The 22505-nt window shown below is 65.4% G+C and carries 20 protein-coding genes; 13 read left to right on the forward strand and 7 right to left on the reverse strand.

Annotated features, from left to right (window positions below):
• The first annotated feature begins 28 nt into the window (after nucleotides 1-28).
• Nucleotides 29-1225, forward strand: a complete 1197-nt coding sequence (locus tag ABQE93_RS02290; protein WP_448405645.1) for an amidohydrolase family protein — start codon at nucleotides 29-31, stop codon at nucleotides 1223-1225.
• An 89-nt stretch (nucleotides 1226-1314) separates the two neighbouring features.
• Here the strand turns inward: ABQE93_RS02290 and ABQE93_RS02295 are convergent, their stop codons facing one another.
• Both ABQE93_RS02295 and ABQE93_RS02300 read right to left on the reverse strand, forming a co-directional pair.
• Nucleotides 1315-3669 carry a CaiB/BaiF CoA transferase family protein gene (locus ABQE93_RS02295; protein WP_448405646.1) on the reverse strand — a complete coding sequence of 785 codons (2355 nt, stop codon included), beginning with the start codon at nucleotides 3667-3669 and terminating at the stop codon, nucleotides 1315-1317.
• The gene (locus ABQE93_RS02300; protein ID WP_448405647.1) at nucleotides 3666-5123 is read right to left on the reverse strand and encodes an aldehyde dehydrogenase family protein; all 1458 of its coding nucleotides are present in this window, start codon (nucleotides 5121-5123) and stop codon (nucleotides 3666-3668) included. Before ABQE93_RS02300 ends, ABQE93_RS02295 begins: the two co-directional genes overlap by 4 nt.
• 254 nt (nucleotides 5124-5377) lie before the next feature.
• Here ABQE93_RS02300 and ABQE93_RS02305 point away from each other — a divergent pair, with 254 nt between their 5' ends.
• From ABQE93_RS02305 to ABQE93_RS02340, 8 genes are read left to right on the forward strand one after another with little or no spacing between them, the layout of a single operon-like run.
• Nucleotides 5378-6577 carry a cytochrome P450 gene (locus ABQE93_RS02305; RefSeq protein WP_448405648.1) on the forward strand — a complete coding sequence of 400 codons (1200 nt, stop codon included), beginning with the start codon at nucleotides 5378-5380 and terminating at the stop codon, nucleotides 6575-6577.
• Nucleotides 6577-7758, forward strand: coding sequence for an acyl-CoA dehydrogenase family protein (locus ABQE93_RS02310; RefSeq protein ID WP_448405649.1), 1182 nt, complete (start codon nucleotides 6577-6579; stop codon nucleotides 7756-7758). The genes ABQE93_RS02305 and ABQE93_RS02310 overlap by 1 nt, the downstream gene beginning before the upstream one ends.
• Nucleotides 7759-7770: 12 nt before the next feature.
• The gene (locus ABQE93_RS02315; RefSeq protein WP_448405651.1) at nucleotides 7771-8322 is read left to right on the forward strand and encodes an FAS1-like dehydratase domain-containing protein; all 552 of its coding nucleotides are present in this window, start codon (nucleotides 7771-7773) and stop codon (nucleotides 8320-8322) included.
• Nucleotides 8322-8735, forward strand: a complete 414-nt coding sequence (locus tag ABQE93_RS02320; RefSeq protein WP_448405652.1) for a Zn-ribbon domain-containing OB-fold protein — start codon at nucleotides 8322-8324, stop codon at nucleotides 8733-8735. Before ABQE93_RS02315 ends, ABQE93_RS02320 begins: the two co-directional genes overlap by 1 nt.
• A 16-nt stretch (nucleotides 8736-8751) precedes the next feature.
• On the forward strand, nucleotides 8752-9864 hold the full coding sequence (locus ABQE93_RS02325) for an acyl-CoA dehydrogenase family protein (protein ID WP_448405653.1): 1113 nt from the start codon (nucleotides 8752-8754) through the stop codon (nucleotides 9862-9864).
• Nucleotides 9861-10313, forward strand: a complete 453-nt coding sequence (locus tag ABQE93_RS02330) for a MaoC family dehydratase (protein ID WP_448405654.1) — start codon at nucleotides 9861-9863, stop codon at nucleotides 10311-10313. The genes ABQE93_RS02325 and ABQE93_RS02330 overlap by 4 nt, the downstream gene beginning before the upstream one ends.
• The gene (locus ABQE93_RS02335) at nucleotides 10310-11476 is read left to right on the forward strand and encodes a lipid-transfer protein (RefSeq protein WP_448405655.1); all 1167 of its coding nucleotides are present in this window, start codon (nucleotides 10310-10312) and stop codon (nucleotides 11474-11476) included. Before ABQE93_RS02330 ends, ABQE93_RS02335 begins: the two co-directional genes overlap by 4 nt.
• A 30-nt stretch (nucleotides 11477-11506) precedes the next feature.
• Nucleotides 11507-12109 carry a TetR/AcrR family transcriptional regulator gene (locus ABQE93_RS02340; protein WP_448406493.1) on the forward strand — a complete coding sequence of 201 codons (603 nt, stop codon included), beginning with the start codon at nucleotides 11507-11509 and terminating at the stop codon, nucleotides 12107-12109.
• A gap of 6 nt (nucleotides 12110-12115) precedes the next feature.
• On the opposite strand, the gene ABQE93_RS02345 is transcribed toward ABQE93_RS02340, so the two are convergent.
• Entirely contained in the window at nucleotides 12116-13345 is a 1230-nt protein-coding gene (locus ABQE93_RS02345) for a cytochrome P450 (protein WP_448405656.1), read from the reverse strand.
• Nucleotides 13342-14562: a CaiB/BaiF CoA transferase family protein gene (locus ABQE93_RS02350; protein WP_448406495.1), complete on the reverse strand. Its 1221-nt coding sequence runs from the start codon at nucleotides 14560-14562 to the stop codon at nucleotides 13342-13344. Before ABQE93_RS02350 ends, ABQE93_RS02345 begins: the two co-directional genes overlap by 4 nt.
• A gap of 265 nt (nucleotides 14563-14827) precedes the next feature.
• On the opposite strand from ABQE93_RS02350, the gene ABQE93_RS02355 reads away from it, so the two are divergent.
• Nucleotides 14828-16438: a class I adenylate-forming enzyme family protein gene (locus ABQE93_RS02355; protein ID WP_448405657.1), complete on the forward strand. Its 1611-nt coding sequence runs from the start codon at nucleotides 14828-14830 to the stop codon at nucleotides 16436-16438.
• A gap of 34 nt (nucleotides 16439-16472) precedes the next feature.
• Here the strand turns inward: ABQE93_RS02355 and ABQE93_RS02360 are convergent, their stop codons facing one another.
• Nucleotides 16473-17315 carry an SDR family oxidoreductase gene (locus ABQE93_RS02360; protein WP_448405658.1) on the reverse strand — a complete coding sequence of 281 codons (843 nt, stop codon included), beginning with the start codon at nucleotides 17313-17315 and terminating at the stop codon, nucleotides 16473-16475.
• A gap of 61 nt (nucleotides 17316-17376) precedes the next feature.
• Entirely contained in the window at nucleotides 17377-18615 is a 1239-nt protein-coding gene (locus ABQE93_RS02365; protein WP_448405659.1) for a cytochrome P450, read from the reverse strand.
• A 140-nt stretch (nucleotides 18616-18755) separates the two neighbouring features.
• Here ABQE93_RS02365 and ABQE93_RS02370 point away from each other — a divergent pair, with 140 nt between their 5' ends.
• Nucleotides 18756-19829, forward strand: a complete 1074-nt coding sequence (locus tag ABQE93_RS02370) for an NAD(P)H-dependent amine dehydrogenase family protein (RefSeq protein ID WP_448406496.1) — start codon at nucleotides 18756-18758, stop codon at nucleotides 19827-19829.
• Here ABQE93_RS02370 and ABQE93_RS02375 read toward each other — a convergent pair.
• A complete protein-coding gene (locus ABQE93_RS02375) occupies nucleotides 19806-20945 on the reverse strand; it encodes an ABC transporter substrate-binding protein (RefSeq protein ID WP_448405660.1) in 1140 nt (379 codons plus the stop codon). The genes ABQE93_RS02370 and ABQE93_RS02375 overlap by 24 nt on opposite strands.
• A 39-nt stretch (nucleotides 20946-20984) precedes the next feature.
• Between ABQE93_RS02375 and ABQE93_RS02380 the strand changes: the two genes are divergently transcribed.
• Both ABQE93_RS02380 and ABQE93_RS02385 read left to right on the forward strand, forming a co-directional pair.
• Entirely contained in the window at nucleotides 20985-21617 is a 633-nt protein-coding gene (locus ABQE93_RS02380) for a TetR/AcrR family transcriptional regulator (protein WP_448405661.1), read from the forward strand.
• A gap of 92 nt (nucleotides 21618-21709) precedes the next feature.
• Nucleotides 21710-22498, forward strand: coding sequence for an SDR family oxidoreductase (locus tag ABQE93_RS02385; RefSeq protein WP_448405662.1), 789 nt, complete (start codon nucleotides 21710-21712; stop codon nucleotides 22496-22498).
• The last annotated feature ends 7 nt before the right edge of the window (nucleotides 22499-22505 follow it).

Below are 22505 nucleotides of genomic sequence, written 5' to 3' on the forward strand. Positions count from 1 at the left end.
TATTCGCTGCTCCTAGGAGGTCGGCCACATGTCTCCCCGGTCCCTGCCGTATCCGGTCTTCGACATCGACAACCACATGTACGAGACGACCGACGCTCTGACCAAGTACCTGCCGAAGCAGCACCGGGGCAAGGTCGGCTACGTCGAGGTCAACGGACGCCCGAAGCTCGTCGTCAAGGACCACATCAGCCACATGATCCCGAACCCGACGTTCGAGCGGGTGGCGCGGCCCGGCAGCGCAGAGGACTACTTCCTGGGAAACAATCCGGAAGGGTTGAACTTCCGTGAATTCGTCGGCGAGCCAATGGATGTCATCCCGGCCTACCAGTCGCCGGCGCCCCGACTGGAACTGATGGACGAACTGGGTATCGACCAATGCGTGATGTATCCGACCCTTGCCAGCCTCATCGAGGAGCGCACCACCGACGACGTCGTCCTCACCCACGCCATCATCCATGCGCTCAACGAGTGGATGCATGAACACTGGACCTTCAACTACCAGGACCGCATCTTCGCCACCCCGGTGATCTGCCTGCCGCTGGTCGACGAGGCGATCAAGGAGTTCCACTGGTGCCTCGAGCGCGGCATGAAGACATTCCTGGTCCGTCCCGCACCGGTGCCGAGCCGATTCGGTGGCTCGCGGTCAATGGGGCTGCCCGAATTCGACCCGTTCTGGGAGGAAGTGGTCAAGGCGGGCCTACCGGTGACCTTCCATGCCGCCGACAGCGGCTACCAGAAGCACCTCATGGAATGGGAGGGCGGTGACGAGTACCTGTCGTTCAAGCCCAGCGCGCTGCGCGAGGTGGTGATGGGGTTCCGGGCCATGGAGGACACGCTGGCGGCGCTGATCTGCCACGGCGCCCTGTCCCGCTTCCCGGACCTCAAGGTCCTCGTCGTGGAGAACGGCAGCGGTTGGGTGCGTAACCTGCTGCGCCTGCTCGACAAGGCGTACCGGACGATGCCCAAGGAGTTCGACGAACACCCCGTCGAGGTGTTCAGGCGCAACGTCTACATCCACCCGTTCCTCGAGGACGACGTGAAGGGCATCGTCGACATCATGGGTGAGGATCACGTGATGTTCGGCTCCGACTTCCCCCATCCCGAAGGTATCGGTGATCCGTTGAGCTTTGTCGACCGGCTGGAGGGGCTGTCGGAGACGGTCAAGGCGAAGATCATGGGCGGCAACGCGATCGAAGCGCTGGGGCTGCAACGCGTTCCGGCGTGATCCTCCGCGCGAGCACTCCTTCCTTCCGCGAGCAGACATAGAAGGCCCCAAAGTTGCGGCAAATTAGGGGCTTTTGCGTCTGCTCGCGCCTAGGAATTCAGCAGTCGTTCGCCGATGATCTGAGCCTCGCGCAGCTTGGCGATCTCGTCGGTGGACAGTCCGAGCGCGCCGAGCACCTCGTCGTTGTGTTGGCCGAGCGTGGGCGACGGTGATCGGTGGTGGCGCGCCGGGCCCGGTGTGATCCGAAACGGCCAGCCGGGGAAGCGTTGTCGGCCCGCGATCCGGTGATCGAGGTCTTCGTAGAACCCGCGGGCGTCGAGTTGGTCGACGTCGTACATCCGGTCGCCCGTCATCACGCGCTGTGCCGGCACCCCGCGCTGCAGCAGTGCTTCGGCGAACTCCTCGGCCGACCACGCCGCGGCGCATTCCGCGATCACCGCGTCGAACTCGTCGTGATGCCGTAGCCGCGCGTCAGCCGAGGCGAACCTGACGTCGTCGCGCAGATCCGGGCGGTCGACGGCTTCGGTCACGCCAGCCCAGTCGGTGTCATCACGCACCGACAGCGCCACCCAATCATCCTCGCCCAGCGTGCGATACACGCCTTGCGCATAGTGCCGGTGTCGGTTGCCCTCGCGTTCGGCCACGCGTCCGGTCATCGAATGCTCGATGACGGGTTCGGCCGTGACCGCGGCGCCGACCTCGATCTGGGCCACTTCGATCAGCTGGCCCTCACCGGTACGGCGCCGGTGTTCAAGCGCGGCGAGCAACGCCACCGCCCCGTGCACGCCGGCGATCGGGTCGGCCGGGCCCTGCAGGTTGCACGGCGGACCGTCGGGATAGCCGGTGACCGCCGACATCCCGGCAAGTTGTTCGATGTTCAACGCCCAGCCGACGTAGTCCCGCCACGGGCCCTCCAACCCGAAGCCGGGCATGCGGACCATGACCACCCCGGGATTGATCTTCACCAGCGAGTCGTAGTCCAACCCGAACTGTTCGACCACCCGCGGAGAAAAGTTCTCGATCACCACGTCGGCGTCGGCGGCCAGGCGCAACGCCAACTCGCGTCCGGCATCGGTGCCGAGGTCGAGGGTGATGTCGCGCTTGTTGAGGTTCGTGCCCTGCCACAGCGGCCCGATCTCGTACCAGTCGTCGCTGTTGCGCAGCAACGAGCCCGAGTAGCGGTGCGCGTCGGGGCGTTGGATCGACTCGACCTTAACGACGTCGGCGCCAAACGCGCCGAGGTAGCACGTCAGGTACGCGCCGGCCCAGAAGGTGCTGAGGTCGAACACCTTCAAACCGGCGAATGGGTTCGCCGGGTCGGCATCGACGCTCGCCTCGGGCACATTGCGGTCATCCCATCGCACGGTGTCGGCCGCGCCGGAAGGCGGCCCAGGCACCGACGTCTTCGACAGCCGGAACGGGGCGCCGGGCCGTCGGAAATGGGCGGTTTCCGGGCCGCCATCGACGAAGAAGTTCCGGTCGCGGTACTGCGGACAGTCCAGGATCGACGCTCCGTCGTTGATCGGCGCGGCCGGAATTCGCATGGCTTGGCTCAATTCGACCAGCTCGGCGACCGGCATCGAATCCAGCCAGGGCTGTGCTTTGGCGAAGAACTCATCGCGTTCCGGGCCGCCAAGCATGATCGCGAGTTGGTGTTCGCCGAACTCCGGCAAGCCGACCATCGCGCAGACATCCAGCCAGTGCTGTCCGGTCAGACAGTTGATACCGATCCATCCGTCGGCGGCCCTGACGATGCCGAGCATCGGCGCCGCCTTCGAATTAGTGGGCAGCCCCATACTTTTCAGCCGCTCGGCCAACAGCATCGGATACGGCAGCGTGCTCAACAGTGACTCGAACGCCGAGACGTCGGCTTCGACGACGCGGGTCCGGTCCGCGGCGGCCACCCGCAGGGCGGTCAGCGCGGCGAGCGCCGCGTAGCCACCCACGACGTACTCGGGGATGCGCGCGCCGGCCTGCACCGGCGCCCGTCCGAACTCGCGGGTGTTGACCCAACCCGACGCCGCTTGCAGCGTCAGCGATGTCGAGGGCTGATCGCGCCGGGGGCCGTCCTGGCCGTAGTCGGAAACCCTGACGACCACCAGGTCGGGGTTGATCCGTTGCAGGCTTTCGCGGTCGAGTCCCCAGTCGAATCGGTCGACCGATCCTGCAGGCAGATCCTCGACCAGCAGGTCGGCCTTTGCGATCAGCTCGTGAGCTCGAGCCAACCCCGAAGGAGTCGCGAGATCGATTGACAGAAAACGCTTTCCGGCGTTCAGGTACTCGAAGAGGCCGCAGCCTGAACCCCAATTCCGCAGCGGGTCACCGGCCGGGGACTCGATCTTGCATACTTCGGCGCCGAGGTCAGTGAGGAGCTTGGTGCAATACGGCGCCGCGATCTCGGTGCCCAGTTCGACGACCCGCAGTCCGGCCAGCGCTGCCGTCACGTTGGCAGACCGATCGCCTTGGGCTCCATGTAGGTACGCAACCCCATCAGCCCGCCTTCACGCCCAATGCCGCTCTGTTTGAAGCCACCGAACGGGGCGTCGCCGGGGATGGTGCCGTTGATCGAGACCTGACCGGTTCTGATACGCCGGGCGATCCCGACAGCTCGGTCGACGTCGGCGCCCCACACCGCACCGCCGAGCCCGTACGCGGAGTTGTTGGCGATGGCCACCGCCTCGTCGTCGCCGTGATACCGCAGGACCGTCAGCACCGGACCGAAAACCTCTTCCTGCGCGATGTACGCGTCGGGGCTCGTGTCGGTCAGGATCGTCGGCTCGAAATAGTAACCACCCGACAGGTTTTCGGGACGACCGCCGCCCGTTACCACCTTTGCGCCATCGGATTCAGCGCGCCGCACATAACGCTCGACACGCTCCAGATGCTGCCTGCTGATCAGTGGGCCCATCGCCACCCCGTCATCTGCCGGGTTGCCGACCGTCACCGCGCGCGCGAGGTCGGCGAGCCGGGTGACCACCTCGTCATGCAGTTCGTCGGGCACCACCAGCCGGCTGTTGAGGATGCACGCCTGGCCCGCGTGCAATGTGCAACCCTCGAACAGCAGCCGCTCGAGTAGTTCATCGGTCAGCTCGACATCGTCGAGCAGCACGCAGGCCGACTTGCCGCCGCACTCCAACAGGATCCGCTTCATCGTCACCGCCGCCCCGGCCATCACCTCGCGCCCGACCGCCGAACTGCCGGTGAAGCTGACCATGTCGACCCGCGGGTCCAGGGTCAGGGCTTTGCTCGCCTCGAGCCCGGTGGGCGTGACGACGTTGACGACGCCCGGCGGGATATCGGTCTGCTCGTCGATGAGTCGGGCCAGCGCCAAGCCGGCCAGCGGCGTAAGGGGCGAGGGTTTGAGCACGACCGTGTTGCCGGCGGCCAGTGCCGCTCCCAGCTTCATCACGTTGAGGGTGTGCGGAAAGTTCCAGGGCGTCAGGGCCGCGACGACACCGAGCGGTTCGTAGCGCAACAGCGTCGTACCCGCAGCGCCCCACGCGTCCATCGGTGCTTCCGCCGGCTCGAGCGCGAGTTCGGCGGCGTGGCCGACCATGAACGCCGGCCCCTCGACGTGGATCAGCCGTTCGTTTGCTGTGCACCCCCACTCGGCTTGCGCCAGCGAGTAGATCTCATCGCCGTGGGCGAGCAGCGCGTCGCTCAACTGCCGCAGACAACCCGACCGCTCCTGCGGCGTCGCCGTCGCCCAGGGACCGGAGTCGAACGCGGTTCGCGCTGCGGCGATCGCCTGTTCGACCTGCGCCGTTCCGGCGTCCGGTGCGGAGGCGATGACCGTCTCGGTGGCCGGGTCGAGCACGTCATAGCGGCCGCTGTCCGGCGCCACCCAACTGCCGTTGATGTAGAGGTCATAGCTGTCGACGAGGCGGGAGTCGGCCATCGGATCACTTGACCTTCCTGGTTGTCCGACGAGGCGATGGCCGACGTTCCCGAAACCACAGCGCTGTGTCGGACATCTATGTCGTGTATGTATACCGATCATCAGATGATAGTCAATAGTGGTGGCTGTAACCTGCGATAACAGTGGTTGACAGTCGCGACTTGGGTGCGGTAGACACAACGACACCGGACATGATGGTTTAATTTGTCCGACGGCCGAGTCGTCGAGGAGAGTCCGCGGTGCCCACTGAATCCATGTCCCGACCCACGTCCGCGCATCCGCTGCACTCCCCCGACTTCTACGCGGGCGATCCGTACCCGGCCTATCGGGAGTTGCGCAACACCACGCCGGTGGTGTGGAACGACGTCACGAACTTCTGGGCGCTGACCAAGTACGAGGACGTGCGTTTCGTCTCGGGTCATCCGCTGTTGTTCTCATCGCAGTTCGGCATCACGATCCCTGATCCCAGCCAGCCGGAGCCGGTCCAGGAAGGCAACCTGATCTTCACCGACCCGCCCAGGCACCGGCAGTTGCGCAAGCTGATCAACGCCGGGTTCACCCGACGCCAGGTGTCGTTGCTGGAACCCAAAATCCGCAAGATCGTCGGCAACATCGTCGACGGCGTCGACACCTCCCGTGAGCACGAGTTCGCCGAAGAGATCGCGGCGCCGCTGCCCACCAGGATGATCGCCGAGATGCTCGGCGCGCCGCCGGAGGACTGGGAGAAGTTTCGGACCTGGTCCGACGCGGCGGTCGGGACCGCGGACCCCGACATCGAACTGGATCATCTGGTCGCGCTCGGCGAGCTCTACGAGTACTTCACCAAGCTGATCGAGGCACGGCGCTCCGGTGAAGTCTCCGGCCAGGACGACCTGTTGAGCATCCTGGCCGCGGCAGAAGTCGACGGCGAGCGGCTCACCGACGAGGACCTGCTGAACTTCTCGTTCCTGCTCCTGGTGGCCGGCAACGAGACCACACGTAACCTCATCGCGCTCGGCACAATCGAGCTGCTCAAGCATCCGGACCAGTTCGAGATGCTTCGTTCGGATGCGAGCTTGCTGACATGCGCGGTCGAGGAGATGCTGCGGTTCACCAGCCCGGTGACGCACATGGCGCGCAGAGCCACCGCCGACGTCGAGATCCGCGGGCAGACGATCAAGGCCGGCGACACGGTCGTGATGCTGTACGGAGCCGCCAACCGGGACGAGGAGATCTTCGGCGCGACCAGTGAGGAGTTCGATATCACCCGAAATCCGAACCCGCACATCGCGTTCGGCGCCGGCGAGCACGCCTGCCTCGGCGCACAGCTGGCGCGGCTGGAAGCCAGGATCATGTTCGAAATGCTCCTCGGCGCCTACCCGAGCATCGAACTGACCGGTGACGTGACCCGGTTGCGCGCCACGATGGTGCCGGGAGTCAAACGCATGCCGGTGCGCATGGGAGCGCGCGCCTGATGGACTTCGACTACACACCAGAACAGGAGCAACTGCGCGAGGAATTCCGGGCGCGGCTGGAGTCCGTGATGACCCCGGAGCGACGCGCTGCCGTGGCGGGCCGGATGGAAGGCGGCGCCGCAATAGCCGAATGCCGGCGGGCACTGGGCGACGCCGGCCTGCTCGGTGTCGCGTGGCCGGTGGAGTACGGCGGGCGCGGGCTGACCGCGCTGGAGCAGTACATCTTCAGCGAAGAGGCGCGCCGCGTGAACGCGCCGCTGCCGATGATCACGCTCAACACCGTCGGCCCCACCCTCATCCAGTACGGCACCGAAGAGCAGAAGCAGAAGTTCCTGCCCGCAATCATGAAAGGCACCGTCGACTTCGCGATCGGCTACTCCGAGCCCGGCGCCGGCAGCGATCTGGCCTCGTTGCGAACGACGGCGGTGCGCGACGGGAGCGACTTCGTCATCAACGGCTCCAAGATGTTCACCAGCGGAGCGGAATTCGCCGACTACATCTGGTTGGCGGCACGCACCGATCCGGAAGCCAAGAAGCATAAAGGGATCACGGTGTTCATCGTGCCCACCGACTCGCCAGGTTTCTCGTGGAAGCCGTTGCACACCATGCCTGGTGTGTCGACCTACTACACGTTCTACGACGACGTGCGGGTACCCGAGAACGCGATCGTGCTCGGCGAGAACCAGGGCTGGAAGCTGGTGACCAACCAGCTCAATCTGGAGCGTGCCGCGCTGGGCAACCTCGGCGCGCTGGAACCGCTGTTCGCCAAGACACTGGACTGGGCCAGGACCACGCCGCTCGATGACGGACGCGTGATCGACCAGCCGTGGGTGCAGCAGGCACTCGCCCGCGTCGAGGCGCAGGTCGCTGCCTACCGGTTACTGAACCTGCGGGTCAACACCACGATGAGCTCGGGGGCGCTCGGTATGGGCGAGGCGTCGGCGGCAAAGGTTTTCGGTACCGAACTCACCCAACAGGTGGCCCGTGAACTGCTCGACATCGTCGGGCAGGCCGGCACCCGCAAAGGCTCCGACGCACCGCTGAAAGGTGAGCTCGAGAGTGCCTACCGGCTGGCCGTCATCAACACCTTCGGCGGCGGCGCCAACGAACTGCAACGCGACATCATCGCCATGGCCGGGCTGGGGATGCCGCGGGCACCCCGCGACATGCGAGCGTCCTGAGAGGAATCCAAAGTGACCGACACTGCCAAAGACGAACTGCAGGAGCGCCTCGACGCGCTGATCGGCACACCCACCGACGGGGTCGGCAAGCCCGTCCGCGCTCCAGATCCGGTGAACACCGCGATGATCCGGCACTGGGCGTACGCGCTGGGCGACATGAACCCGGCCTATCTCGACGCCGAGTTCGCCGAGAACTCCCGCTACGGCGGGATCGTCTCACCGCCGGTGATGCTGCAGAGCTGGACGATGCCGCCGCCGAAGCTGGAAGGCATCCACGAACGCGGCGGGGTACCGATCGACGTCAAGACCAACCCGCTGCAGTTCCTCGCGGACGCCGGCTACACCGGCATCATCGCGACGAACTCCGAGTTCGAGATCGAGCGCTATCCCCGGGTCGGAGACCAGATCACCTCCGAGACCGTGTTCGATTCGATCTCCGACGAGAAGAAGACAGCCATGGGCAACGGCTTCTTCGTCACGTGGGTCACCACCTACCGCGATCAAGACGGCGAAGTTCTTGGCCGCCAATGGTTTCGGACGCTGCGATTCAAGACGGGAAATTGATGGCCAGCAGACTCGCCCCCTCGATCAGTCCCGACACCGAGTTCTTCTGGTCCGGGCTCAAGGAACACGAGCTTCGTATCCAGCGCTGCGCGGACTGCAAGACCCTGCGGGTGCCGCCCCGACCGATGTGCGGTAACTGCCAGTCGCTGAACTGGGACTACGTCGTGTCCAGCGGGCGCGGCACGGTCTACAGCTTCGTGATGCCCCAGTACCCACCGCTGCCGTTCCTGCAGTACCCATACGTCGTCGCGCTGATCGAACTCGACGAGGGGGTGCGGATCGTGTCGAACCTGTGCGACATCGAACCCGAGGCGATCGAGGTCGGGATGGCCGTCGAGGTCTTCTACGAAACGTTCGAAGCGCTGCCCAGCGGAGATGAGCTGGTGCTGCACCAGTTCCGGCCGGCCGGTTGAGCGGGGAGACGACCACATGGACTTCACTTTCTCCGACGAGCAGCAGACCGTCGCCAAGGTCGCCCGCCAACTCTTCGAACACCGTGCGGCAACCGAACGTCTGACCGAACTCGAATCGGACGAGGTACGTCATGATGCGGCGCTGTGGTCCGAGATGGCGTCGGCCGACCTGCTGGGGATCGCGCTTCCCGAGTCCGTAGGCGGGACCGGCGGCGGATTCCTCGAGCTGGGCGTGCTGCTCAGCGAGGTGGGCTACAGCGTCGCACCGGTGCCGGTGTACGCGACGCTCGTGCTGGGTGCCGACAGCCTTGCCCGGCACGGTGATTCGGACCTTCAGCAGCGTTTCCTTCCCGGCGTCGTCAACGGCAGCACGGTGCTCACTGCGGCGCTGACTGAACCGGGCAGCTCCGATCCGACCACACCCCGAACGACGGCGCGCGCCGACGGCGGCGGTTGGCGACTGACCGGCATCAAAGAGTTGGTACCCGCCGCGCAACTGGCCGCAGCCATCGTCGTTTCGGCCAGCACTGACGATGGAGCGGGGTTGTTCGTCGTCGAAACCGGCGGGGACGGAGTGGATGTGACGTCGGTGGAGACCACCAACGGCGAACCGTTTGCCGACGTCGCGCTGAACGACGCATGCGGGTGGCGGCTCACCGAGTACGCCGACACCGATATCGTCGGCGCGCTGTATACCAGGGCACTGGTCGGGCTGTGCGCGATGCAGATCGGTGTCGCCGAACGGGCGCTGAAACTGGCCGCGGCCTACACCAGCGAACGCGAGCAGTTCGGCCGCCCCATCGGGTCGTTCCAAGCCGTGCAACAACGCCTGGCCGATGCCTTCATCGACACCGAAGCGATCCGCTGGACCACCTGGCATGCGGCGTGGCTGATCGCCGAAGGCAGACCCGCCGCGCGGGAAGCGGCGATCGCCAAGTTCTGGGCCGCCGAGGCGGGTGCGCGCGTCACCGCGTCCGCGCAACAGGTACACGGCGGGATGGGCATCGACGTCACCTATCCGCTGTCGCGGTACTTCTTGTGGGCCAAGCAGATTGAACTCGCACTCGGGTCGGCGTCACAGCAGCTGGCCCGACTGGGCAGCACATACGCGGAAGGACTTGACAAGTGACCTCTACCAAGGATCGCACGATCACGCTGGCGTGGAGCGACATCACCGTCGGCGACGAGGTGACGCCGATGGACGTCCCCGTCACCACCACGCTCATCGTCGCAGGCGCCATCGCCTCCCGCGACTACATGCCGGTTCACCACGACCGCGACTTCGCCAACTCCCAAGGGTCCAAGGACATCTTCCTCAACATCTTGACGACCAACGGGTTGTGCGTGAAGTTCCTGCACGACTGGGCGGGCCCCGAGGCGATGGTCAAGAAGCTGTCGATCCGGCTCGGGGTGCCCGCCTACCCGAACGATGCGCTGCGGTTCGAGGGCAGCGTCACCGACAAGTCCGCCGCGGACGGGGAAGGGTTCGTCGAGGTCACCTTCAAGGGCACGAACAGCCTCGGCGATCACGTCAAAGGCACCGCGGTGCTCAGCCTGCTCCAAGGGGTCGACGCGTGACGGGGATCGGTGGTAAGGCCGCGCTCGTCGGCATCGGCCAGACCGAGTTCTCGAAGGAATCCGGACGCACCGAAATGCAACTCGCGTGCGAGGCGGTCAAGGCCGCCATCGACGATGCGGGCCTGCGGCCCAAGGACATCGACGGCATGGTTACCTTCACCGTCGACGAGAACGAAGAGATCGAGGTCGCCCGCAACGTCGGCATCGAGAACCTCACGTTCTTCACCCGCGTGCCGCACGGCGGTGGTGCCGCCGCCGGCACCGTGATGCAGGCCGCCATGGCGGTCGCGACGGGCGCCGCCGAGGCGGTGGTCTGCTACCGGGCGTTCAACGAGCGCTCCGGGTTCCGGTTCGGCGGCGCCGGACGCCAACCCGGCGTCACCCCGCTGTGGATGGCGCCCTACGCCCCGTTCGGGTTCATGACCCCGGCGGCCTGGGTCGCGCTGCATGCCCAGCGCTACATGACCACCTACGGGGTCACCAACGCCGACTTCGGCAAGATCTCGGTCATCGACCGCAAACACGCCGCCAAGAACCCCTATGCGTGGTTCTACGAAAAGCCGATCACGATCGAAGACCATCAGCAGTCTCGGTGGATCATCGATCCGGTGCTGCGTCTGCTCGACTGCTGCCAGGAAAGCGACGGCGGCGTGGCCATGGTGGTCACCAGCATGGAGCAGGCACGCGCCCTCCGCAACCCGCCGGCGGTGATCACCGCGGCGGCACAGGGCGCTGCGTACGACGGCGAGGTGATGACCAGCTACTACCGCGAGGACATCACCGGGCTGCCCGAAATGGGTGTGGTCGGCGAGAAGCTCTGGCGCAATTCCGGATTGACACCCGACGACATATCGACGGCGTTCCTCTACGACCACTTCACCCCGTTCGTGTTCACCCAACTCGAGGAACTCGGGTTCTGCGGTCGGGGCGAGGCCAAGGACTTCGTGTCGGTCGACGAACTCTCGCTGGGTGGCAGGATGCCGATCAACACCAACGGCGGTCTGCTCGGCGAGGCCTACATCCACGGGATGAACGGCATCACCGAAGGCGTCCGTCAGGTCCGCGGCACGTCGTACAACCAGGTCGACGACGTCGAGCACGTCCTCGTCACATCGGGCACCGGCGTCCCCACCAGCGGCCTCATTCTCGCACCGGATCACTGAACGTTTAATGTCGTGCGGGTGGCAGCTGACGTGACGCAATCGGTGGCGGTGGACACCCGGGATGTCATCATCTCGGCGGCGTTCAAGTGCTTCCGGACCCGCGGGCTGGCCAAGACCACCATCGTCGACATCGCGCGCGCGGCCGAGGTGTCACGCAGTACCTTCTACGAGTACTTCCGGGACAAGGAGACGATCGTCGAAGCCTGCGCGGAGGCGGCTTCGCAGCGGTTCTACCGCAACATGGCCAAGGCCATCGATCGGCACGGAGGCAGCACACTGGAGGGCCGGCTGGTGCGCGCCGCCGTCTTCGTCACCCAGGCGCGCCAGGTCGTCGAACCCGAGCTGTACTTCGATCACGAGGAAGTCAACCTCATGATGACCAAGAACGCGGCCACACTGCTCAAGGAATGCGCTGACTTCCTAGCTCCCTACGTCATGGCGGCCAGGCTGACCGGAGAGGTCCGTACCGACCTCGATGTTGCGTCGGCCACCGAGTGGTTCGCGCGGATGTTGTTCTCGCTGTTCACAACTCCATCACCGACCATCGACATGCATGACGACGACGCCGTCGCCGAGTTCGTGCGGGCCTACGTGGTGAACGGGTTCGTCGACGGCAACTCCCGTCGGCGATAGCGGGTTTCAGGACGTCCTGCGCACCGGGACGTTGGCGTAACCGCAGACATTCGACATCGCCACCCGGCGCAAGCCGGCGCGGTCCACCTCGTATTCGGGAATCAGGTCGAGCAGCGCGTCGAGCGCGATGCGGCTTTCCATCCGGGCCAGCGCGGCCCCGAGGCAGCTGTGGATGCCGTAGCCGAACGCGAGGTTGAAGCCCATCTTGCGTTCGCGGTCGATGTCGACCCGATCGGGGTCGTCGAACATCCGCTCGTCGCGCAGCGCCGCGCCGGTGACGAGCAGCACCGCAGCGCCTTCGGGAATCGTGGTGCCGTAGTACGTGACGTCGCGCGTCGCCGTGCGGACCTGGTACTGCGACGGCGCCTCGTACCGCAGCAGTTCCTCGACCGCGGCGGGGATCTTGCTGCGGTCCGCACGAAGTCTGCGCCACTGGTCGGGGAAGTCGGCGAATGCGACCATCGCATTGCCCACCAGCTTGGTGACCGTCTCTGCGCCCGCACCACCGAGCATCGTGGCGAAGCCGGTGATATCAACGTCGGTGAGCTTGTCCACCACGCCGTCCCGTTCGATCTCGGTTTCGATGAGACGGCTGATCATGTCGTCCTGCGGCGCCGCCCTGCGCTGCTGTACGAGGTCGTAGTAGTAGAAGCCGGTGTTCATCGACGCCTCGTATCCCTCTTTGGGAACGGCGATCTCACCGGGGCGCCGTTCGAGGAGTAGGTCCAGCCAGCGCCGGATCTGGTCCCGGTCTTCCTTGGGCACCCCGAGCATGGTCGTGATGACCTCGTTCGGGAACAGTGCCGAGAAGTCGGCGACGACGTCGAAACCTTCAGGGTTCAGCGCCTCGATGCGCTCGTAGACCTTTTCGCGCACCATGTCTTCCAGCGCGGCGATCGCACGGGGGGTGAAGACATTGCTGACCAGTCGGCGCATCTTCTGGTGTTCCGGCGGATCCATCGAGATGATCACCTTGGGTACCGGGATCGCGTCGTCGTGGGCCTTGACCATGTCCAGCGTGGCGCCTTTGGCCGACGAGAACGTTTCGTGATCCTTGGTTGCGGGCGCCACATCGTCGTAGCGCGTCAGCGCCCAGAAGTCCCACTTCGCGCTGTAGTAGACGGGCGCGTCGTCGCGCAGACGACGGTAGGTGTCGTATGCCCCGTCGAAGAAATCCTGTGAGAACGGGTCGAATTCGACGCGGGTGTCGTCGACTTCCGGCGGTGCCGCGCTCACAGGATCGCCCCCGATTCCTTGAGCTTCTCGATGGTGTCCCAGTCGATGCCGGCCTCCATCAGCACTTCCTCGGTGTGCTGACCGTGCTCTGGCGCCCCGCTCGGTGTCACCGGCCGCTCGTTGAACTGAACGGGGTTGGTGGGCAGTGAGAACGGCACGCCGTTGACCGTTTCGGTATGTGCGACGTACCCGTTCGCGGTGATGTCCGGGTCCTCGCAGAGTTCGGCCGGGGTCTGCACGATGCCCCACGCACCGGACAACGCCGCCAGCGTCGTTCGCCACTCAGCCAGCGTGCGTTCGGCGAACGCCTCGTCGAGTAACGAGATCAGGCTGACCCGGTTCTCGTAGCGCGAGGCGGGGTCGGCAAAGCGCGGATCGTCGACCAGTTCGGGTAGGCCGATCACCCGCATCGCCTCGGCGTAGAACTTGTCGAGTTGCAGCATCATCAACTGGACGTAGCGGCCGTCCTTCGTGCGGTACGTGCCCACCAACGGATTCGGCGAGTCGGCGTGCCCGAACTTGGGTATGGCGCTGCCGCCGTGGATTTGGCTGACCGCGACGTCGGGGCTCAGATTCCAGGCGGCAAGGCCGAGCAGCGACACGTCGACCACCGAGCCCTCGCCGGTGGTGGCTTTCTTGTACAACGCCGCGGCGATACCGCCGGCGATCGTCATGCCGCCCAGCAGATCCCCGAACGCCGGACGGGACCGGACAAGCTCTTCGGACTCCTCCGTCAAGACGTTGGCGATACCGCCGCGCGCCCAGTAGGAAACCCCGTCGTACCCCGGCTTGTCCGCGTCCGGCCCTTTGGGGCCGTGGCCGGATCCGCGGACGTACACGATGCTCGGGTTCATGTCTCGGATGTCGTCGACATCGATACCGAACTTCCTGCGGCGCTCGGGTAGATAACTGGTCAGGAACACATCGCAGTTCTTCGCCAGTTCGCGAACCACGTCCCGGCCGCCCGGCGTGCTCAGATCGACGCCGATCGACTTCTTTCCGCGGTTTGGAATCTCGATCATGTAGTTGACCGCACCGCCGCCCTCGTCGACGATGCCCATCGTGACGAGGCCGCGTTGCGGATCACCGCCCTCACGCGGTTCGACCTTGATCACCTCGGCGCCCCACTCGGCGAGCACCGCGCCGGCCGAGGGCACGAATGTCCATGCGGCGACCTCGAGCACCCGAACCCCGTTGAGGACGTTGTCGACGGTAATGACGGCCTCCTACCGCTGTTAACAGACGTTTGCAAATCTGAGAATCAGCCTATCCGCTCGGCTGCTAGACACGCTAGGGCCGCCGAGACAAGCGGGCAGGGACCTCGGGGGTGCGGCATCGCCGCGCGCAACGGCACGTCGGGCGTTCGAGGCGGTCCAGCGGTGACATGGCTGAAGTGTAATCGTGATGTGAGAACCGCTATTCTCGTTCAGTCAAGGGTGGCTATCCTGTGAAGGCCAGCCTGTCGGAGAGGATGTTCGACTCGTGCCCTTCCCCACCGTGACGCCCACGATCCCCGCTCTGGTCGGGTCGTGCGCAGTGCGGTTCGGGGACAAGCCGTTTCTGATCGCAGAGGGGCAGACGCTCAGCTATACCGATCTCGAGCTGAGGTCGGCGCGGTTCGCCACGGCGCTGCTGGCCGAAGGTCTCGGCAAGGGCGACCACGTCGGGATCCTGATGTCCAACAGCGTGGAGTGGGCGATCGCCTGGTTCGCGACCACGCGCATCGGCGCGGTCGCGGTGCCGCTGAACACCTTCTACCAGGCCGCGGAACTGGGGTGGACCGCTCGGCATGCCGATCTGCGCGCGATCATCGCCCAATCGGGCTTCCGCGGTCACGACTTCCTCGACCGCCTCGAGGAGGCGCTACCAGGCCTCAGCGATCAGAAGAACCCCGGCAGGATCGCTGTGCGACAAGCGCCGTATCTGCGCACGATCGTGGTGTGGCAAGGGTCCGACCGCCCATGGGCGACGACCCTTCCCGATGACGTCGCCTCCGACCTCCTGGTCGACGTGGAATCCTGTGTGACGCCGGCCGACGACGCGATGATCATCTACACCTCGGGCAGCACCGGCGACCCGAAAGGACCCGTGCACACGCACGGCACACTGGTGCGCCACACCTACAACCTCACGTTCGACTACGGCGTCACGAGCGACACGGTGATGTTCACCGCCATGCCGTTCTTCTGGGTCGGTGGCCTGATCACCGGCATCCACGCCGTAATCCACCACGGCGCAACGCTGGTCTCCCAGCCGGCGTTCGACGCCGCCGAGGCGCTCGAGTTGATCGAGCGCCACCGCGCGACGATCACGCTGGGCTGGCCGCAACAAGGCAAGTCGCTCTCCGAGCACCCGGACTTCGCGCGGCGCGACCTCAGTTCGGTGCAGCGCACCAGCATGCCCGCGATGGTGCCGCCCGAACGCCGCCCGAAGGGTCCCAACGCCCTTGGGATGACCGAACTGTGCGGCAACCACATCGGCGTCGACCCGTATCCCCCACAATCCGCCGATCGCCGTGAGACGGGCGGCTATTCGGTCGACGGGTTGTCGCATCTGCTGGTCGACCCGACGACGGGAGACCCCTGCGCACCGGGCACCGAAGGCGAAATCTGGGTACGCGGCTACTCGCTGATGCAGCGGCTTTACAAGCGCGAACGCGAAGAAGTCTTCACACCGGACGGCTACTACCGAACGGGGGACTGCGGAATTCAGTACGACGACGGGTGGATCAAGTTCACCGGCCGACTAGGCGATCTGATCAAAACCAGTGGCGGAACCAACGTCACTCCGGGCGAAGTCGAATCCGCGCTGGCCAGCTGCGACGGCGTCCTCGAGGCGTATGTCGTCGGCGCGGAGGACGGGCGCAACGGGACGATCGTGGCCGCAGCCGTGGTTCCTCGCGGTGACACGCAGTTGGATCCCGATGAGGTGCAGGCACAGGTCCGCACCCGCCTGTCGGCGTACAAGGTGCCCAAGTTCATCTGGATCACGCCGAAAGATGCGCTGCCGTTCACGGCTACGGGCAAGCTCAAGAAGTCAGATCTCGCGCGGCAACTGAGCGGCCTGTTGTCAGATGGGGCAAGCACGCGATGAGCTATCGACACTCCAGGTCGCTAGCCGCGCGCGCTCAGCTGCGCTTCGACATCTGCGCCGCGGCCGTGTCGGCCCACTGCGCTTGATGACGGCCCATGGTCATCGCACCGTTCCAGCCGCCGTCGGTCCACAGCACCTCACCGCCGACGTAACTGAAGCGCGGGCTACCGAGGCAGACCAGGGGCCAGGCCTGCTCCTCGGGAGTCGAATAGCGCCCGACCGGTCCGACGGCCGCATCGACGGTGTCCTTGCCCATCAGATCCTGGAAGGCCGGCATCATCGCCGTCTCGGTGGGGCCCGGGTTGATGCAGTTGATCCGGATGCCGCGGCGACCCAGTTCGGGATACCACCAGCCCACCCAGGCATCGATGATGTACTTCGAGTAGGCGTAGCCGCTCCATGACCACAACTTCTCGTTGGCGGTCAGCCACTCGACCGCCGCATCGAAGCCCTCGGTTTCCAGCAGCCCGGTGATCACCTTGATGTGGTCCTGCCAGCCGATCGCGGATGACGACGAGATGACGCTGATCGCAGACCCATCCGACATTTTCGGCACGAGAAGCTCAGCCAGATGCCGCGCCCCGACGAAGTTGACCAGGATGGTGTCCCATTCGCTGAACGGCGGACCGGGAAGCCCGGCACAGCTGAACAGCCCGTCGATCGGACCGTCGATGGCGGCTGCGACCTCTTCGATGCTCTGCCGGTCTCGTAGGTCTATCTGTAGCGCGCGGGCGACGGGAACGGTCGTCGGTTTGATGTCAAGCGCGGTGACCGTCGCGCCGAGGTCGACGAGGATCTGTGCCGTCGCCTGCCCCATGCCCGATGCGGCGCCCGTCACGACAACCGATTTGCCTTGGTATCCCAGTACATCTTCCATTGCGCGCTCCCCGTCGAGAACATCATTTACCGCATCTGAGAACAGACGTTATCACCGCCGTTCAGTCCCATATCGCGTCGAGACGTGGTGGTGACCGGAACATGGTGCCGGTGATGTAGGGCGGCGGCGCTTCGGGGTCGAGGCGCAAACCGGGAAGCTCGTCGAACAGCGCGTTGAAGATCTTCGTGGTCTCGAGCCGCGCGAGGTGCATGCCCAGGCAGACGTGGGCGCCGTATCCGAACCCGATGTGGGCTTTGCGCTCTCGGAAGATGTCGAACTTCTCGGGCTCGGTCCAGCGCGCCTCGTCGTGGTTGGCGCTGCCGAGGCTGAGCATCATCGTTGCGCCACCGGGGATCTGGACACCACCGAGTTCGGTGTCACAGGTGACCTCCCGCATGAAGTTGAGCAGCGGCGTCTCCCAACGGATACCTTCCTCGATGGCCTGAGGGAGCAGGCTGCGATCGGCGCGCACCGCGTCGAGTTGATCGGGGTGGGTGAGCAAGGCATAGGCCAGGCTGGCGGTCGAGCGTGACGTGGTCTCGGCGCCGGCAGGCAGGAGATTTCGCATGAAGCCGTAGATCTGCTCGTCGGACATCTTCACGCCGTTGACCTCGGCACTCGCAAGGATGGACACCATGTCGTCTTTGGGTGACTTGCGCTTGTCGGCGAGGATGTCGACGAAGTAGTCCTTCATTTGCGCGGACGCCCGCATCGCGCATTCCATATCGCCGTGGAAGCCAAGCAGGTCGATCGCGAGCCGGTGAAAATGCAACACGTCGGATTCGGGTAGCCCCAGCAGAGCGGCGATCACCCGCACCGGAATCGGCATGAACACCGCATCGACCAGGTCGGCGCGCTTGGCGTCCTTGATTTTCGCGAGAGTCCGGTCGACCAGCGGTCCGACCAACTCGACATCCCAACGCTTCATCGACGAGCGGGCGAAAGCGAACTCGTGAAGCTTGCGGTAGACCGCGTGTTCGGGGTCCTGCATCTCGAGGATCGTGGGGCCCTGCAGTGGCCGGACCACATCTTCATAGCAGCGCGTGCTGAACGTGATGTGGTCGCCGAAGACCTCCTTGACGGTGTCGAACGTGTACGCCGTGAACGTCGGCGGCCCGTCGCCCGAATTGCCGATCATGCCCACCTCGGGCCACCCAGCGTGCACCGGCGCCAGCGCACGCAACTCCTTGAGCAACGGATAAGGCGAGGCATCACCGTCGGCGCCCATGCCCTCGTTGAACTTGTCTTGGGCGTCCCGAATGCTCTGCTCGAGTTCCTCGACGCTCATCGGCTCGAACATGTGACGACTCCTCACTGCTGATCGGCCGAGCTCAACATACATCCTGGTGGTTGCTACCTCCATACTGTAGGTTGAGCCGGTATCGCGTGACCCCAAACGACGAAAATTCAACCGGGAGCGTTCGATTGATGACTCAAGTGGTGCAATGGGCAACCGGAGCGGTCGGTCGCGCGGCGCTGGCTGAACTCATCGAGAATCCTGATTTCCAGCTGGCCGGCGTGTTGGTGTACGACCCGGCCAAGGTGGGTCAGGATGCCGGGGCGCTATGTGGTCTGCCCGCTGCCACCGGGGTGCGCGCCACCGCGGACAAGGAGGAGATCTTCGCGCTCGGCGCCGACGTCGTGATCCACGCCGCCAGCAAGGCCCATGCCGTCGACACCAACGCCGACGACATTTGCCGGCTGCTCGCGTCGGGCACCAACGTCATCACCACGACCTCCTACAACCACCTGCCCACCTACGGCGCCGAAACCGAAGCGGCGTTCGTCGAGGCCTGTCGTGCGGGGCAGTCGCGGTTCCACGCCGCCGGTGAGAACCCCGGCTTCATGTTCGAACGGTTGGTGGCCACGGTAACCGGGCTGAGCAAGACCATCGACCGGATAGACCTCTATGAAGCCACCGATGTGTCGGGCGTCGACAGCCGGCCCATGCTGATCGATCTCATGGGCATGGGGCGACCGCCCGAAGATGTCAGCATCGACTCGCCGATCATCAAGAAGCTCGACATGGCCTACCGTCAAGCGCTCAACGCCACCGCAGATGTCCTGGGGGTCAGGCTCTCGCACGTGGATGTGTCGGTCGATGCCACCACGCTTCCCCACGACATCGAGGTGCAAGCGGGCAGCATCGAAGCGGGGACCGTTGTGGGGCAACGTTTCTCCTGGACCGGTCACTGGTCAGGTCGGCCGCTGCTGGCGATCCACGAGGAATGGGTGCTCACCCGTGATCTACCTCAGTGGGGACTGACACCGCTGGCGCCCGGCGACAGGGCGCCGCTGATTCGCGCCGTCATCAAGGGCGAACCGAGCTTCGAGCTCGCCCTCGACGTCGGATGGGACGGCCATGTCCCGACCGGACAGCACGCGCATCCGGGACACCTGATGATCGCGATGGGGGCTGTTCGGGCGATTCCCTACGTGCTGGCCCAACCGCCTGGAATCGTCACCGCGCCGGTGTTCGGGGCGATCCAGTTAGGTGGTTCCGACCGCCCGTGAGATGTTCTCGCTCGGGGCCGCATGAAAGACATGCGAAGCGCCGTCGGGCAATATGCGGCGCGCAATGAGATAGTCCGAACCCAACCAGCCCTGGCGGATATAGCGGCCGAAGCGCAGGAACGTCCCCGGCGCGCCACTGGCCGACGGGATGAGCTTCACCTGCTCGATACCGTGTCGAACGCCGTCACCGGTCAGCGGGCGGGCCGCGGACAAACCCCGCACGATCACCGTCGCGGCGTCGCGCGCGAGGCCAGGCATGGAATGACCCGGGCGACGGCCATATCGGGCCTCGAACCGGTCCAGGAAGGCTTGGCCGACCCGGTTGCGCTCGTCGTAGCTGTCCAGCCCGATCCAGCCGCGAAGATGGTGCATCCACTCCGGACTGATGTGGGCCATCTCGAACGCGGTCGTCGTGTAACGGGGCGGATCCCAGCCGGCGGCCAACAGCGCGTCGGAGAAACCCCACAGCCCGTGCCCGAACCCGACATGGACCAGCGCATCCGGTTCGACGGCCCGCAGCGCTTTGACAGCGTCGGCTTTGTCGGCCTCCACCTGTGGGATGGCGACGGTTGTCAGGACCTTCAAACCGGCGGCTGCATAGGCTTTTTCGGCGCCACCGAGGTACTCCTTGCCGATCAGCGACGCCTCGTAGGCAATCGCGATACTCGACCGGCCGTCGCCGATCATGACCGCGGCCAGCATGATCGGCTCCTCGGCCATTGATCCGTTGTTGAGGGCGAAACACCATTCCCCCAGCGCCCCTTCCGAGCCCGACAGGGTGATGATCGGGACTCGGGCAGTCGCGTCGACGTGTGGGCGCAGCGGCACCACATTGTCGGAGACCCAGGGGCCGAAAATGGCGAGGCAGCCCTCCTCGACCAGCTCGTCGAAGGCCTTTTCGACCGCCGCGTAGGTGCCGTTGGGCAGACCGACTGCGTTTCGCTGCACCAGCTCGACGGGGCGATCGATCAGCCCCGCGGCGAGCGCTTCCTCGATGACCAGATGCAACGCCGCGACCGTGTCGTTGTCGGTGTCGCCCTTCGTCGGATAGTCGTTGAGCAGACCCACTTTCAACGGTGCGACCGACCCGTAACCGCGGACCTCTTCGTCAGCCATCACCGCAACATACATGATGAATGTTGCTAGCATGGGCGGATGGCCAAGCGGGGTGGCACCGATATCGAACGTCGGGCACGAGGGGATCGGACGCGACGCGACCTGGTCGACGCCGGCCGCAGATTGTTCGTGGAAAAAGGCTATTTCGACACCAGCATCGGCGATCTCGTCGCCACCTCCGGCGTTGGCACCCGCGGGGCGTTCTATCACCACTTCACGGACAAAGCCGAGCTTTTTCGCGCGGTGTTCGAAGAGGTCGAGCGCGATCTGACGCTGCGTTCGCTGGCCTCGCCGCCCCCGGGTTCGGACACTTGGGAACGCCTCTCGGCCGGACTCCAGGGATTTCTCGAGTCGGCGCTCGAACCCGAAGTGCAGCGCATCATGCTGCTGGACGGACCCGTGGTGCTGGGTTGGCAGACGTTGCGATCGATCCAGGAGCGCAACAGCATCGCGCTCATCAACGAGTTGGTCAAGGAAGCCATCGCCGAAGGCATCATCGATGAGCATCCGGTCGGCGAGCTGACGCATCTGGTGGTCGCTGCGGTGGAAGAAGCGGCGTTGCTCGTTGCCCATGCCAAGCATCCAACGAAGGCCCGCGCCAGGGCGGCCGCGGTGCTCGACCGCCTACTGCTGAGCTTCGCGGTTGAACCCCGCAAAGTGCTGCGCCGTTAACCGCAAGATGAGAACACCTGTTTCCGCTATCGTGAATGATCGCTCTCTATTTCTGCTAGCCTCACTTTCACTGTCAGGTCGATGGGAGGCCTATGTCCGACTCACCCGCCCAGCGTGTCGCTGTCGTGGGAGCGTCCTCGGGGTTGGGGCGTTGCATAGGGGTCGGGCTGGCTCAGCGCGGAGCGCGGGTCGCCTTCCTTGCCAGGCGCCTCGACCGATTGGTCACCGCCGCCCAGGACGCCGGCAACGGGGCGATCGCCGTTGCTTGTGACGTCACCGACGAACAGAGCTGCCGGCGGGCCATGGCCGAGATTGCCGACGAGTTCGGCGGTCTGGACGCACTCGTCTACACCACCGGTGTCGGCGTCCTCGCGCCGCTTACCGACGTCACCGCCGCGCAATGGCAAGCGCTGTTCGCCACCAACGTCACCGGGGCGTCACTGGTCACCGCCGCGGCCGCTCCCCATCTCGCCGCGGCCGCCGGGTCGGCGCTCTACCTGTCGTCGCTGAGCGCGTCGTACTCCGCTCCGTGGCCGCTACTCGGCGCCTACGCGGTGTCCAAGGCGGCGCTGGACAAGCTTGTCGAAGCCTGGCGCATCGAACATCCCAACATCGGGTTCACCAGGCTCGCCGTCGGCGACTGCTTCGGCGGTGAAGGCGACTCTCAAACCGAGTTCAACAAGGCATGGGATCCCCAGGCGATGGAGAACGCCATCCGGTTCTGGATGGACAACGGCTACATGCAGGGCGGTCTGGTCGAGGCCGAGCACCTCGTCGAGGTAGTCCACAACGTATTGAGTTGCGGTAAAAGCAGTTTCATTCCCTATCTCACTCTCGCCCCTCGTCCATCCGGCGCGGTGGCCGAACTCCGGCAGTGGTGAAGGAGTC

It is taken from the genome of Mycolicibacterium sp. XJ662 (genome assembly GCF_053484035.1).

Excerpts from the sequence above, each read along its gene's own strand:
- ABQE93_RS02360 (WP_448405658.1), bottom strand. The coding sequence starts at position 17,315 with ATGGAAGATGTACTGGGATACCAAGGCAAATCGGTTGTCGTGACGGGC.
- ABQE93_RS02325 (WP_448405653.1), top strand. The coding sequence starts at position 8,752 with ATGGACTTCACTTTCTCCGACGAGCAGCAGACCGTCGCCAAGGTCGCC.
- ABQE93_RS02320 (WP_448405652.1), top strand. The coding sequence starts at position 8,322 with ATGGCCAGCAGACTCGCCCCCTCGATCAGTCCCGACACCGAGTTCTTC.
- ABQE93_RS02305 (WP_448405648.1), top strand. The coding sequence starts at position 5,378 with ATGTCCCGACCCACGTCCGCGCATCCGCTGCACTCCCCCGACTTCTAC.
- ABQE93_RS02380 (WP_448405661.1), top strand. The coding sequence starts at position 20,985 with ATGGCCAAGCGGGGTGGCACCGATATCGAACGTCGGGCACGAGGGGAT.
- ABQE93_RS02290 (WP_448405645.1), top strand. The coding sequence starts at position 29 with ATGTCTCCCCGGTCCCTGCCGTATCCGGTCTTCGACATCGACAACCAC.
- ABQE93_RS02385 (WP_448405662.1), top strand. The coding sequence starts at position 21,710 with ATGTCCGACTCACCCGCCCAGCGTGTCGCTGTCGTGGGAGCGTCCTCG.
- ABQE93_RS02300 (WP_448405647.1), bottom strand. The coding sequence starts at position 5,123 with ATGGCCGACTCCCGCCTCGTCGACAGCTATGACCTCTACATCAACGGC.
- ABQE93_RS02310 (WP_448405649.1), top strand. The coding sequence starts at position 6,577 with ATGGACTTCGACTACACACCAGAACAGGAGCAACTGCGCGAGGAATTC.
- ABQE93_RS02365 (WP_448405659.1), bottom strand. The coding sequence starts at position 18,615 with ATGTTCGAGCCGATGAGCGTCGAGGAACTCGAGCAGAGCATTCGGGAC.
- ABQE93_RS02375 (WP_448405660.1), bottom strand. The coding sequence starts at position 20,945 with ATGGCTGACGAAGAGGTCCGCGGTTACGGGTCGGTCGCACCGTTGAAA.